Genomic DNA, 12,889 nt, shown 5'->3' with positions numbered 1-12,889 from the left:
AGCAATTGCGGTGTTTACTCCCTCGGCTGCCCGGAGAAATCGTTGAGTACTCGGACGATCACCGATCTGGCGTCCTCCCCGAAGGCCGCGACCTCGCAGAGTTCCTCGAAGGTCCGCGCGTAGAAGGCGACGTCGTCCGGGTCGCGGAGAAGCAGGTCCCTCGTCCTGGTCGGCACCGCGACATGGTCGTCGTCGTACATCCAGAAACCGTTGAGCGGTGCCGAGGGCAGGGGCGCCTCGAAGGGGATCACACCGAACTCCACGTTCGGCAGTGCGGTCACCGCCAGTAACCGGTCGAGCTGCCCGCGCATCACGTCCAGCGGGGCCAGCCGGTAGCGCAGCACCGCCTCCGGCAGGACGAACCTGAACCGCCTGCTCTGGTCGTAGAGGATGTCCTGGCGCCGCATGCGGACCCGGATGGCCGCGTCGATCTCGTCGGGGGACCGGTAGAGGCGCTTGATCCGAGTGAAGATGCTCCGGGCGTACTCGGTGGTCTGCAGCAGGCCGATGACCACGCCGGGCTCGAACACCCGCAGCAGCGTGGTCCGCGCCTCCATGTCGCGGACGTCCTCCTGGAGGGCGGCCAGCCCGCTGCGGTGCCGCTGCCGCCAGGAGTCCTGGCGATCCAGGAGGCCCAGTGCCCGCTCCACCAGCTCCTCGACCACCTCGGGGGAGGCGTCTGTGGCCTGCGCCCACTGGACGATGTCGTCCTCGGTGACGGCCTGGCGGGCGTTCTCGATCCGGGAGACCTTGGAGGCCTGCCACCTCAGCCGTTCGGCCAGTTCCTTGCCCGACAGGTGAGCGGTCTCCCGCAGGTGCCGCAACCGCGCGCCGAGTTCGGTTCTGGCCTGTTGGAACCCGCTCACACGATCTCCCTGGCCGCTCTCGCCCGCCTGCTCCTCCCGCGGGTTCGCGTCATCCCCCGCGTGGTGCGCACGACGCTAGACCCGAGCATGTGGATCAAGCCAGAGAGCACTCCTAATCGTGACCAATATTTACAGAAAGTACCCGGCGTGCGATGTCCACGAGCAACTCGCGAGGCACCTCGACGGCGGTTTCACCCTCCAGGACGTGGCGCAGGTCGGCCAGCGCCTCCGCGTCGGTCACCCGAAGGCCCTGCACCACGACGGTCCCGCGATCGGTCTCGTAGAGGGAGGGGCAGGCGCCCGCTTCGGAGGTTGAACCAAGGAACCGGAGGCGCATGACTGAATCCTTCCCCGAACCACACTCATGGAGCAATTGCGAGCAATCCTAGAGTTTGGAGGGTTGCATGAAGGTTTCAAGCACCAGATAACGCACATTCCACTTATTTCGCCTTATGTCACATGAACGTGCGGGCGCGGGCGAACAGGTTCAGCGTGGTCGCGTGGAGCAGATCCCCGAGTTCCCTGGGCGCCTTGCCCGCGCACGCGCGAGCGTGCGTGCCCTCCAGCACGATGCCGAGCTTGAAGCAGGCCAGCACCGCGTACCAGTCGACGGCGGACAGATCGCGGTCGGACAGGGCCGCGTAGCACTCGACGAGCTCGGCGGCCGGGGCCAGCCCGGTGACGCCGCCGGAGATCACGCCCACGCCGTCGGCGGTCGGCCAGGTCGCCAGCAGCCACCCCAGGTCCAGCAGCGGGTCGCCCACCGTGCACATCTCCCAGTCGACGATCGCGGCCACCCTGGGCCCGTCACAGGCGAACATGAGGTTGGCCAGGTGGTAGTCGCCGTGCATGATCCCCGGGGTGAACTCCTTCGGCCGGTTGCGCTCCAGCCAGCCGGCCGTCTCCGCCAGTCCGGGGATGTCGGGCCCCGGATACCCGTCCAGTGCCCCGTAGCCGTCCAGTTCGCCCATCCAGCGCGGTACCTGCCGCTCCAGGAACCCGTCGGGGCGGCCAAACCCGTCGAGCGCGCCGTGGTCCACCCGCCCGAGGTCGGCCAGCGCCGAGGCCGCCTCCAGGCCCATCCGGTACCGGATCGCGGGATCGCTCGCGTGCGGCTCGGGCAGCCCGACCGTGGGGTTGAAACCCTGGACCGGTTCCATCAGATAGAAGACCGCGCCCATGACGCTCTCGTCGGTGCAGGCCGCGACGAGGCGCGGCGCCACCACCGGCGTGTCGCGCAGCACCGTCAGCACCCTCGCCTCCCGGCGGAGTACCTCGTTGCTCCTGGCGCGCGGATGCAGCGGCGGCCTGCGCAGCACGTACCGAGCCCCACCCCGCTCGAAGCGGACCATGACGTTCTGCGTTCCGCCCGCCACGGGCGCGACCCGCTCGAACGGTCCGGGGGGCAGCCCCTGCGCGTCCATCCACGCACCGAGCACGCCGAAGTCGATCACGTTGACGTCGATGTGCGCGGCCGTCATACATCCTCCTTGACCGAATTATATTCTAGTCGGGGTGAATCTATGATCCCCGCCTGCGACGGTCAATACCATCCATACCGCGACGGCCGTTCCGATCGGGGGATCACAGCAGGCGCCGCGGGATGTCGGCGAGTACGGCGCGGAGTTCCTCACCGAGGGCCTTGGCCTGGGCGTCGAGGCGAGGACTGGCGGCCACACCCCGGCCGAGGAGGCCGTGGACGACGAAGTTGAGGGCGAGCAGGTTGGGCAGCTCGAAGCGCTCGACGTTCAGCTCCGCGGTGCAGGGCAGGAGCCCGGCCAGGCGCTCGACCGTCAGGTAGTCCTCCAGCCACCCGAACTGCTCGGCGGTGCGGACCCAGACCCCCAGGTTGGCGTTGCCACCCTTGTCCCCGGACCGGGCACCCACGATCGAGCCCAGCGCGACCCGCACCGTCCCGCCGTCGCCGTCCGCGCCCCGTGGGCCGCCCGGCGCGCCCCCCTCCGGCGCTCCAGGACGCGTGACCGGGGGAGGGGGAGCCTGCCCGGACCGCCCCCGGTCGCCGTCCCCCGACGCGTCCGGCACCGTGGGGAGCTCGCGGCCGTCGAGCCAGACGCGGGCCCGCACCGCCTCCGCCGGGACGAGTGTGGGCCAGTAGACCCCGTACGGCGAGGCGTCACCGGGAGGGGTCAGCCCGTAAAAACCGGGGTAGCTCGCCAGGCCGGTCTCGACCACGGCCGAGGAGAAGGCGCGTCCGGCCCTGCGCCGGTCGGCGTCCATCACGGTGACGCGCAGCAGGGCGGTTCCCGCCAGCGGGGTGAGCTCGACGTGGACCTCGTCGAACGACTCCCTCGGCACCCGGGCCCAGATGGCCTCCTGGGCGAGCCCGGCCTTGGCCTCGATGTCCAGACCGGTCAGGACGAGCGTCATGGTGTTGCGGTAGCCCGCCAGGTAGTTGACGGCGACCTTGAGCGTGGCGGGCGGGGCCTCGCCGCGCACCCCCGAGACGCGGACCCGGTCGGGGCCCTGCTGCTCCAGCCGGATCGTGTCGAAGCGCGCGACCACGTCGGGGCCGGGATAGCGGGGTGAGGCGATCTCGTACAGCAGCTGCGCGGTGACCGTGCCGACCGAGACCAGCCCCCCGGTCCCGGGATGCTTGGTGACCACGCTGGAGCCGTCCGCCTCCAGCTCCACCAGCGGGAACCCGCAGCGCGCCAGGTCGGGCACCTCGCCGAAGAACGCGTAGTTACCGCCGGTCGCCTGGCAGCCGCACTCGATGACGTGCCCGGCGACCACGGACCCGGCCAGCGCGTCGAGATCGCCGGGCCCCCACCCGTACCGCCAGATTCCCGGCCCTGTGACCAGGGCGGCGTCCGTGACGCGGCCGGTCACCACCACGTCCGCCCCGGCGGACAGGGCGGCGGCGATCGGGCGGCCCCCCAGGTAGGCGTTGGCGGTCAGGGCGGGCGCGGGCAGCGGCTCGCCGGTGTCGGCGTTCGGCGCTCCGCCCAGGTCGTGGCCGGTGAGGTCGTCACCGGTGACGTGGGCGACCCGCACCGGCAACCCGAGGCGCGCCGCCAGCTCGGTCACCGCCCCGGCGCACCCGGCGGGATCCAGGCCGCCCGCGTTGGAGACGATCTTGATGCCGCGTTCCAGGCAGGTCCCGAGGACCTCCTCCAGCTGCTTGAGGAAGGTCGGCGCGTAGCCGGGGCGGCCCTTGAGCCGGTTCCCGGCCAGGATCAGCATGGTCAGCTCGGCGAGCCAGTCGCCGGTGAGCACGTCGATCGGGCCGCCCTCCACCATCTCCCTGGCGGCCGACAGCCGGTCGCCGTAGAAGCCGGAGCAGTTGGCGATACGCAACATCGGATCTCCTCGGGCGGGTATGCAGGCGGTGTCAGCCCGCCTCGGAGGCGGGGATCCAGGACGCGGGCCGCTTCTCCATGAAGGCGGCGATCCCCTCCTGTCCCTCGGCGGAGGTGAAGCGCCGGGCGGACAGCTCGGCCATCTGGCGCATGCCCTCCTCGACACTCAGCTCGGGCACGGTCCGCACGAGCTGCTTGGTGAGAGCGAGCGACTCGGGGCCGCCGCGCAGCAGCATGCCGGTGTAGTGGGCGACCGTCGCGTCCAGCTCCTCCTCGGGCACGGCGCGGGTGAGCAGCCCGATCTCCCTGGCGCGGGCGGCGTCGAACGTCTCCCCGGTGAGCAGGTACTCGGCGGCGGCGCGCGGGTCGAGCCGCCGCAGCACGGTCACCGAGATCATCGCGGGCACCACGCCGAGCCGTACCTCGCTGAAGGCGAACGACGCCGAGTCGGGGGCGATCGCGAAGTCGCAGGCCGCCACCAGACCGAGCCCCCCGGCCCTCGCGGTGCCGTTCAGCCTGCACACGACCGGCTTCGGGCTCTCCCAGATCAGGCTCATGATCTCCGGAAACGACGCGGTCACCGGCGCCTCGTGCGCGCCGCGGGTGGTCACTCGCTGCTCCTTCAGATCGGCGCCCGCGCAGAACACCGGCCCGGTCCCGGTGAGCACGATCACCCGGACGCTCTCCTCGGCCAGCGCCCAGTTGAGCCGGTCCTCCAGATCGCCCAGCAACCGCACCGACAGGGCGTTGCGGTTGCGGGGGGAGTCGAGGGTGATCGTCGCCACCCCTCCGGACACCTCCCCGTGCACCAGGCGCTCCACCGGCCAACCCCCATCGGTTCTCATCTGAATCCTTCCAGCCGCAAGACCCCGTATCCCGGCTCCGGAGAGCCCGGGGAGGGGATCAAGTCTGCTCCTCGATCACGACCAGCACGAACCCGGCCTCGACCTGGCGGCCCGGCGCCACGTTCACCGCCGCCACCGTGCCCGGTGCGGGTGCGGTGATCCGGTGCTCCATCTTCATGGCTTCGAGCACCACGACCACCTGCCCCCCACCGACCCTCTCGCCGGGTTTGACGTCGATCCGCAGCACGGTACCGGGCATGGGTGCCAGCAGGGAGCCGGGTAGCACCTGCTCCACCGGCGCAGGCAGGCGCTCCAGCGGGGTGAGCCGTACGGAACCGAGCGGGGAGTCCACGTGCGTCACGCCGTCGTAGCGGGCCACGGCGAACCTGTGCCGCACGCCGGAGGTCTCCAGTACGACGAGCGAGGGCGTCGCGCCGACCAGAACGGTATCGGGGAACCCCTCGGCACGCAGGCCGGCCCTGGTGATCCGGTAGGAGATCTCCGCCTCCGCGAACGCGGTGCGCTGCGGCTGCGACACCACGTTGCGCCATCCGCCCGGCAGTCCCGCCTGCACCGTCGCCGCCGCGCGGTTGGCCGACGCCCGCGCGAGCGCGGCGGCGAGGGCGGACAGGCGCACGGCCCCCGGCCCGGCTCCGGCGGTCTGCCGTCCGGGCGCCGCCCCGGTGAGGCCGTGCTCGGTCAGGAAACCCGTATGGGTCTCCCCGGCGAGGAACGCCGGATGGCGCAGGACCTCGACCAGCAGGTCCCGGTTGGTGACGGGGCCGTGGATTCGCGCGCCCGCCAGCGCGAAGGCCAGCCGCCGCACGGCGTCGGAGCGGCTCACGCCGTAGGAGACGACCTTGGCGAGCATCGGGTCGTAGTGCACCCCGATCACCGAGCCGTCCTCGACGCCGGAGTCCAGCCGCAGTCCGTGCCGCCCGCCGGACGCGGGCGCGAAGCGGGAGTCCACGCCGGGGATCTCGAGGCGGTGCAGGGTGCCGCTCTGCGGGAGCCAGTCGCGGGCCGGGTCCTCGGCGTACAGGCGCGCCTCGACGGCGTGCCCGGACGGCTCGGGCGGTGACGCGGGCAGCCGGGCGCCCTCGGCGATCCGCAGTTGCAGTTCGACGAGGTCGACGCCGTAGACGCACTCGGTCACCGGGTGCTCCACCTGCAGGCGGGTGTTCATCTCCAGGAAGGCGACCGTGTCGCCCCTGACGAGGAACTCGACGGTTCCGGCGCCGACGTAGTCGATGGCCCGCGCGGCCGTGACCGCCGCGTCGCGCAGCCGCGCCCGCGTCGCCGGGGAGATCGCCGGGGAGGGGGTCTCCTCGATCACCTTCTGGTGCCGCCGCTGGATCGAGCACTCCCGCTCGCCCAGCGCCCACACCGTCCCGTGCCCGTCGGCCAGGATCTGCACCTCGATGTGCCGGGCGCCCTCCAGCAGGGGCTCGACGAACACCGTGCCGTCCCCGAACGCCGACGCGGCCTCGGCGCGCGCCGACTCGACCGCCTCCGGCAGGTCGCCGGTCAGCCGTACGATGCGCATCCCGCGCCCGCCGCCCCCGGCCGACGCCTTCACCAGCAGGGGAAGGTGTCCGCCCATCGGGGTGAACACGGCGTCCAGGTCCCGTTCCAGGTCGTCCGTCGAGTGGCCGGGACCCGTGGTGAATCCCGGCAGCACCGGGACCCCCGCGGCCGCCATCAGCTCCTTGGCCTCGATCTTGGAGCCCATCGCGGCGACGGCCTCGGCCGGTGGACCGACCCAGGTCAGGCCGGCGTCCCGCACGGCCCGCGCGAAGGCGGCGTTCTCCGACAGGAAGCCGTAGCCGGGATGGACCGCGTCCGCCCCCGATCTGCGGGCCGCGTCGATGATCTTCGCCACCGACAGGTAGGTGTCGGCGGGTCTGACACCGCCGAGCCGCACCGCGTGGTCCGCCTCGGCCGCGTGCGGGGCGTCGGCGTCGGCGTCGGAGAAGACCGCGACGGTCTCGATGCCGAGGTCGCGGCAGGTACGGAAGACGCGGCGGGCGATCTCACCCCGGTTCGCGACGAGCAGGCGGCGGATCGGCGAGGCGGTCACGGGCATGTTCGCGGGCATGTTCGCGGGCATGGTCACATCCGGAAGACGCCGAAGCCCGCGGGCTCCGGGGCGGGGGCGTTGTGTACGGCGGACAGGCACAGGCCCAGGACCGTCCGGGTGTCGCGGGGGTCGATCACCCCGTCGTCGTAGAGGCGGCCGGAGAGGAAGAACGGCAGCGACTCGGCCTCGATCTGTGCCTCGACCATCCGGCGCATCGCCGCGTCGCCCTCCTCGTCGTAGACCTGCCCCCGGGCCTGGGCCGCGGCCCTGCCGACGATGGACAGCACTCCGGCGAGCTGGGCGGGCCCCATGACCGCCGACTTCGCGCTGGGCCAGGAGAACAGGAAACGAGGGTCGTAGGCCCGGCCGCACATGCCGTAGTTGCCCGCTCCGTACGAGGCGCCCATGACGATCGTGAGGTGCGGGACCGTCGAGTTGGACACCGCGTTGATCATCATGGCGCCGTGCTTGATGATGCCGCCCTGCTCGTAGTCCTTGCCGACCATGTAGCCGGTGGTGTTCTGCAGGAAGACCAGCGGTGTGCGGGCCTGGCCGGCGAGCTGGATGAACTGCGCGGCCTTCTGCGCCTCCTCGCTGAACAGCACCCCCCGGGCGTTGGCCAGTATCCCGATCGGGTAGCCGTGCAGGCGGGCCCACCCGGTCACCAGGCTCCCGCCGTACAGGGGTTTGAACTCGTCGAACTCGCTGCCGTCCACGATCCGTGCGATCACCTCGCGCGGGTCGAACGGGATCTTCAGGTCCTCGGGCACGATGCCCAGCAGCTCGTCCTCGTCGTACAGCGGGTCACGCACGGCCCCGGCGGAGGCGCCGAGCCTTCGCCGGTTCAGGCCCCTGACGATCTGCCGCCCGATCCGCAGCGCGTCGTGCTCGTCGGCGGCCAGGTAGTCGGCCAGCCCGCTGACCCGGGCGTGCATCTCGGCACCGCCCAGCGACTCGTCGTCGGACTCCTCCCCGGTGGCCATCCTGACCAGCGGCGGCCCTCCGAGGAAGACCTTCGCGCCCTTCTTGACCATGACCACGTGGTCGCTCATCCCCGGTACGTACGCCCCGCCGGCGGTGGAGTTGCCGAAGACCAGGGCGATCGTGGGGATCCCGGCCGCCGACAGGCGGGTCAGGTCGCGGAAGATCCGGCCGCCGGGGATGAAGATCTCCTTCTGGGTCGGCAGGTCGGCCCCGCCGGACTCCACCAGATTGATCAGCGGCAGCCGGTTCTCGAAGGCGATGTCGGCCGCCCTGAGCGTTTTGCGCAGCGTCCACGGGTTGGACGAGCCGCCCCGCACCGTCGGGTCGTTGGCGACGAGTACGCACTCGACGCCCTCGACCACCCCGATCCCGGTGACCACGCTCGCCCCCACGGGGAAGTCGCTGCCCCAGCCCGCCAGCGGTGAGAGCTCCAGGAACGCCGAGTCGGGATCGACGAGCAGCTCGATCCGTTCCCTGGCCAGCAGCCTGCCCCGCGCGCGATGCCGGTCGACGTACTTCTCGCCGCCGCCGGCCACCGCTCTGGCCTGCTCGGCGTCGAGCTCGGCCAGCTTGGCGAGCATCGCCTCGCGCCGGGCCAGGTAGTCGTCACCGGAGGTGTCCAGCCGGCTCACGAACCCGCCTCCTTGATTGACGTTGGCGTCATGTTGTTGCCCCGGCTCGCGGGCGTCAGGCCGATGGCCCGGGCCCAGAGCGTGGAGAGCATGGTTACGGCGGTCCGCTCGTCGGCGTGCTCGCCGAGGTCGAGCCAGACGTGGGCGAAGTGCTCGACCATCCCGCCCAGCATCACGGCGGTCAGCCGGGGGTCCAGCGACGGATCGGCCAGGCCCTGCTCCTGCAGGCGGCGCAGCCCCTCCGCGCCGCGCCGCACGAAGACCTCGCGCAACTCGAGCAGGAGGCCGCGGAACCCCTCGTCGGCGATCGCGACCTGCTCCAGCATCCTTACCAACCGGGAGTTGGTGGCCCAGGCGCGCAGGTAGAGCAGGTTGGCGGCCTCGATGCGGGCGTACGGGTCGTCGGGAGCGCTGGGCCCGACCACGCTGGCGGTGAACATCTCGCCCACCACGGTGGCCGCCACCTCACGGAACAGCTCCTCGCGCGAGCCGAAGTAGGTGTAGAAGGTGCCGTGTGAGACACCGGCGCGCGCGCAGACGTCGTCGACACGCACGGCGTCGTAGCCTCGCTCCTCGAACATCTCCCGTCCGGCCTGGACGAGCGCCGCTCGCGTGCGCCGGCCCCGGGTGCTGAGCGTCTCAGACTTGACGATCACGTCAGTTACGGTAACCCAGAACCCATGCGCCTGCCAGAGGCCGGGATGGATTCGATGTCGCCCTCACCCCGGCGAGGCCGCGGCTGTCGGCTCCGACGGCGCCGGAGCCGTCCTGCCCGCCGACACCGCTGATCGAGCCCGGCTCTGACCGATTCAGATCGCGGCCAGGTCCACGGTGACCCGCGCCGCCGGTACGGGTCGCGCCCGGTGCCAGGAGGTTCCGGCCCATAGGTGCAGCGCCTCGGCGTCCCCCTGTGCCGCGGCGGCGCGCCGCAGCGGCGCCGTCAGGTGATGGACCTGCGGATAGGCCGCGGGCGCCCGGCCGGAGTACTCCGTCATGAACCGGTTGACCAGGCCGCGCGCCGGACGTCCGGTGAAGGCCCTGGTCATGGCGGTCCGGGTGAAGCGCGGATCGGTCAGCGCCGCGCGGTGGACCGCGCCGGTGCCGCTCTCGGGACAGAGGAGGAAGGCGGTGCCCGCCGCGGCCGCGACCGCTCCCGCGGACAGGACCCGGGAGACGTCGGCGGCCGAGGCGATACCGCCGGCCGCGATGAGGGGAAGCCGTGACACCTCACGTATCCGGGGCAGCAAGCGGTCCAGGCCCATTCCTGCTGCGTCCGTGTTGGCGAACGACCCCCGATGCCCGCCCGCTTCCTCTCCCTGGACGCACAACGCGTCGGCCGAGGCCAGCCGGGCCTCGGCCACCGACGTCACGGTGACCAGCACCGCGGTCCCCTTGCGGCGGAACGCCCGGACGAGTTCGTCCTCGGGACAGCCGAACGTGAATCCCACCACCGCGGGCGGATCCGCGAGCAGATCCTCGATCTTGGCCGTGAAGTCGTCGTCGCCGCCGCGCGGGACCCCGAGCTCGGTGCCAAGCCGTCGCGCCTCCCCCTCGATGGCTCGCGCATAGGCGCCGAGTTCGGCCTGATCGGCCTCGTCGGCCGTAGGCATGAACACGTTCACTCCGAACGGGCGAGACGTGAGTTCACGCGTCCGCTCGATCTCCTGCCGCATCTGCGCGGCCGTCTTGTAACCGGCCGCGAGAAATCCCAGACCTCCGGCGCCGGACACGGAGGCGGCCAATTCGGGCGTGGACGCCCCGCCGGCCATCGGAGCCTGGACGATCGGCAGCCTGGACGGCCACGGCATCGGGTCAGGCATCGGTTTCTCCTCTCAGCACTCCATGGTCTGGAAAACCTATGCCGCCGATCAGCACATCCCACTCGCGAGTTCACGGTAAATCCAGATCAAGTACCTGGAGCGCCATGTACCCGGCAAACGCCACTGCGCACAGGTCAGGACGGCCGTATCCATGGCTTTGAAGACATACCCCGGCGTCTCCGAGCGGAGCCGCCTGGAGATCTCCGGCCGGCTCTGGGCCGGTCGGATGCCGCGGTCGTCCTGGTCGTGGGCGGGACGCTCACGCGGTGGACGAGGTGCGGCGGCGACATCACGCGGGTCACCGAGGAGTATGCGACAGTCCTCGTGCTCAGCCGCAGTGGCTCCAGCCGCTCTTCCAGGACAGCGACCCGTGTGAGCCTCCCCAGATGACGCACTTCTTGGCCCCGGACAGGCGTACCGGGCCCGCGTAGACGGTGAACTTGCCGGGGTTGCTCCCGCTGGAGCCGCCCTGCACCTGAAGTGTCGCGTTCATTGAGATCTTGGCGGGAATCACATACCTGGACATGGTGACGACGCAGTTCTTGCCCGCGGCGGAGCTGTAGAGCAGGTAGATCGTCGCGACACTGCCCAGGGCCTTGGAGTTGATGACCTTGTAGCCGCTGCCGCAGACGCCGGTGGCCGTATAGGGGTTGGGCTTCTGAGGGGTGGGACTCGGCTTGGCAGTGGGCTTGACGGTGGGCTTCACCGTCGAGGTCGGTCGCGAGGTGGCGGTGGGCTTGGCCGTCGGCTCGGGAGCCGATGAGGGCTTGACGATGCCGCTCGGCTCCGCCGAGCCCGGTTGCTCCGCCGGCGGGGTGGGCTTGGCGGTGGTGGCCGCCGGGCTGGAGGTCCGGGAGGGGGGCCTGCTCGGCTTCCCCGTCGGCGCTCCCGCAGCGCGGCTCGGGTTCTCGGCCGGTCGGGATGACGGCCGCGCGATCGGCCGGGACGGGTGGGGCGTGATCGTGAGGAGTTCCTCGTTCTCCGGAGGCCGGGAAGCCTCTTTCCCGGCCGTGAGCGGATCGCCGGGAACGGTCGTCGGGTCGGGGCCCGGGGTCTCCGCCGCGATGGATGCCGCTCCGGCTCGCGCCATCGTGGCCTTCTCGTCGTTCTGCAGGACCACCATGGTCCCGGCGGTCACGCCGAGCGCGGCCACGACCGCCACCCCGGTGAGCAGGAGCCCCACAGGCCCGCGCGGCTTCCTCCCACCAGGCTCCCCGGCCCGCCCGGGGCCGCCCTGTCCCGGCGCGGTGCCTCCCGGTCCGCCCTGTCCCGGCGCGGTGCCTCCCGGTCCGCCGTGTCCCGGTCCGCCGTGTCCCGGCCCTACGTGTCCCGGTCCGCCCGTCGGCGGTCCGTCCTGACGCTGCCCGCTCTGTCGCGTGGCCGCCACGGACAGGTGACCAGGACCGGGACCGGGCACAGGGCCGGGGAGGGGGGCCGGACGCCGGACCGGGGTGGTGGGGGCGGTGCCCATCAGACGGTTGACGAGTTGCTCGGCGGTGGGGCGCAGTGCCGGGTCCTTCGACAGGCAGGCCGTGACCAGCTCGCACAGCTCTCCCTCCAGCGCGCCCAGTTCCGGCTCCGTGTTCAGGATCCGGTTGATCACGACGGGGATGGAGTCCTGGCCGAACGCGGGCCTGCCGGTCGCGGCGAAGACCATCGTGACGCCCCAGGCGAACACGTCGGCCGCGGGTGTCACCTCGCCCGCCCCGAGCTGCTCGGGCGCGAGATAGGAAGGGGTGCCCATCGCGACCCCGGTCGCGGTCATCCCCGGGGAGTCCAGCGCCCTGGCGATGCCGAAGTCGATCACCACCGGGCCCTCGGGACCCATCAGCACGTTGGCGGGCTTGAAATCACGGTGCAGGATGCCCGCGCGGTGGATCGCCGACAGCGCGGTGGCGGTACTGACGGCGAGACGTTCCAGGGAGGCGCCGCGCCGCGGCCCCTGGCTGTCGACCAGCTGGCGCAGGGAGGGGCCGGGGACGTACTCGCTCACGATGTACGGACGGCTGCCGGCGAGGTCGGCGTGGAGCACGGAGGCGGTGCAGAACCGGGCCACCCGTTGCGCGACCGACACCTCGCGCAGGAAGCGTGCCCTGGCCTCGGGGTCGCCGACCAGTCCGTGGTGGAGAAGCTTGACGGCGACCTGCTCGCCCTCAGGCCCCCGCCCGAGGTAGACGATCCCCTGCCCGCCCTCTCCGAGCCGTCCGGTCAGCTCGAACGATCCCAGGCGTGGGGGATCCTCCGTTGTTAGTGGTTCCACCAGATGCCCCCCCGACAAAACCCAAAAGAATGGTTTATGTGGGGCAGAACGCTACCAGCGCGAGAGGGGAGCGAACGGCCAT

10 protein-coding genes are annotated in these 12,889 nt (G+C 71.6%); all 10 read right to left on the bottom strand.

From position 1 onward, the window contains the following. Nucleotides 1-14: 14 nt before the first annotated feature. The 10 genes from ABZU75_RS16640 to ABZU75_RS16595 all read right to left on the bottom strand — a co-directional run bounded on the left by ABZU75_RS16640 (nucleotide 15) and on the right by ABZU75_RS16595 (nucleotide 12,807). Complete coding sequence (locus tag ABZU75_RS16640; RefSeq protein ID WP_355554764.1) at nucleotides 15-866, bottom strand: helix-turn-helix transcriptional regulator; 852 nt, start codon at nucleotides 864-866, stop codon at nucleotides 15-17. A gap of 112 nt (nucleotides 867-978) precedes the next feature. Next, nucleotides 979-1,203 carry a hypothetical protein gene (locus tag ABZU75_RS16635; protein ID WP_030908087.1) on the bottom strand — a complete coding sequence of 75 codons (225 nt, stop codon included), beginning with the start codon at nucleotides 1,201-1,203 and terminating at the stop codon, nucleotides 979-981. Between the two features lie 118 nt (nucleotides 1,204-1,321). Then, nucleotides 1,322-2,347 (bottom strand): phosphotransferase family protein, encoded by a 1,026-nt coding sequence (locus ABZU75_RS16630; protein ID WP_355554761.1) that lies wholly within the window; start codon nucleotides 2,345-2,347, stop codon nucleotides 1,322-1,324. Between the two features lie 103 nt (nucleotides 2,348-2,450). Beyond that, a complete protein-coding gene (locus ABZU75_RS16625) occupies nucleotides 2,451-4,187 on the bottom strand; it encodes an acyclic terpene utilization AtuA family protein (RefSeq protein ID WP_355554759.1) in 1,737 nt (578 codons plus the stop codon). 31 nt (nucleotides 4,188-4,218) lie between these two features. Further along, nucleotides 4,219-5,031, bottom strand: coding sequence for an enoyl-CoA hydratase-related protein (locus ABZU75_RS16620; RefSeq protein ID WP_355554757.1), 813 nt, complete (start codon nucleotides 5,029-5,031; stop codon nucleotides 4,219-4,221). Between the two features lie 58 nt (nucleotides 5,032-5,089). Then, nucleotides 5,090-7,141: a biotin carboxylase N-terminal domain-containing protein gene (locus ABZU75_RS16615; RefSeq protein WP_355554755.1), complete on the bottom strand. Its 2,052-nt coding sequence runs from the start codon at nucleotides 7,139-7,141 to the stop codon at nucleotides 5,090-5,092. A gap of 2 nt (nucleotides 7,142-7,143) precedes the next feature. Then, a complete protein-coding gene (locus ABZU75_RS16610; protein WP_355554798.1) occupies nucleotides 7,144-8,676 on the bottom strand; it encodes a carboxyl transferase domain-containing protein in 1,533 nt (510 codons plus the stop codon). Between the two features lie 47 nt (nucleotides 8,677-8,723). Further along, complete coding sequence (locus ABZU75_RS16605; protein WP_355554753.1) at nucleotides 8,724-9,383, bottom strand: TetR/AcrR family transcriptional regulator; 660 nt, start codon at nucleotides 9,381-9,383, stop codon at nucleotides 8,724-8,726. Nucleotides 9,384-9,536: 153 nt separating this feature from the next. Next, the gene (locus tag ABZU75_RS16600) at nucleotides 9,537-10,547 is read right to left on the bottom strand and encodes a nitronate monooxygenase (RefSeq protein ID WP_355554751.1); all 1,011 of its coding nucleotides are present in this window, start codon (nucleotides 10,545-10,547) and stop codon (nucleotides 9,537-9,539) included. Nucleotides 10,548-10,875: 328 nt separating this feature from the next. Continuing rightward, entirely contained in the window at nucleotides 10,876-12,807 is a 1,932-nt protein-coding gene (locus tag ABZU75_RS16595) for a protein kinase (RefSeq protein ID WP_355554749.1), read from the bottom strand. Between the last annotated feature and the right edge of the window lie 82 nt (nucleotides 12,808-12,889).

Origin of the sequence: Streptosporangium sp. NPDC005286, from assembly GCF_040607515.1 — a bacterium.
In the GTDB taxonomy this organism is placed as follows: domain Bacteria; phylum Actinomycetota; class Actinomycetes; order Streptosporangiales; family Streptosporangiaceae; genus Streptosporangium.
This window is presented reverse-complemented; position numbering and strand designations above follow the sequence as displayed.

Excerpts from the sequence above, each read along its gene's own strand:
- ABZU75_RS16635 (WP_030908087.1), bottom strand. The coding sequence starts at position 1,203 with ATGCGCCTCCGGTTCCTTGGTTCAACCTCCGAAGCGGGCGCCTGCCCC.
- ABZU75_RS16630 (WP_355554761.1), bottom strand. The coding sequence starts at position 2,347 with ATGACGGCCGCGCACATCGACGTCAACGTGATCGACTTCGGCGTGCTC.
- ABZU75_RS16625 (WP_355554759.1), bottom strand. The coding sequence starts at position 4,187 with ATGTTGCGTATCGCCAACTGCTCCGGCTTCTACGGCGACCGGCTGTCG.
- ABZU75_RS16620 (WP_355554757.1), bottom strand. The coding sequence starts at position 5,031 with ATGAGAACCGATGGGGGTTGGCCGGTGGAGCGCCTGGTGCACGGGGAG.
- ABZU75_RS16615 (WP_355554755.1), bottom strand. The coding sequence starts at position 7,141 with ATGCCCGCGAACATGCCCGCGAACATGCCCGTGACCGCCTCGCCGATC.
- ABZU75_RS16610 (WP_355554798.1), bottom strand. The coding sequence starts at position 8,676 with ATGCTCGCCAAGCTGGCCGAGCTCGACGCCGAGCAGGCCAGAGCGGTG.
- ABZU75_RS16600 (WP_355554751.1), bottom strand. The coding sequence starts at position 10,547 with ATGCCTGACCCGATGCCGTGGCCGTCCAGGCTGCCGATCGTCCAGGCT.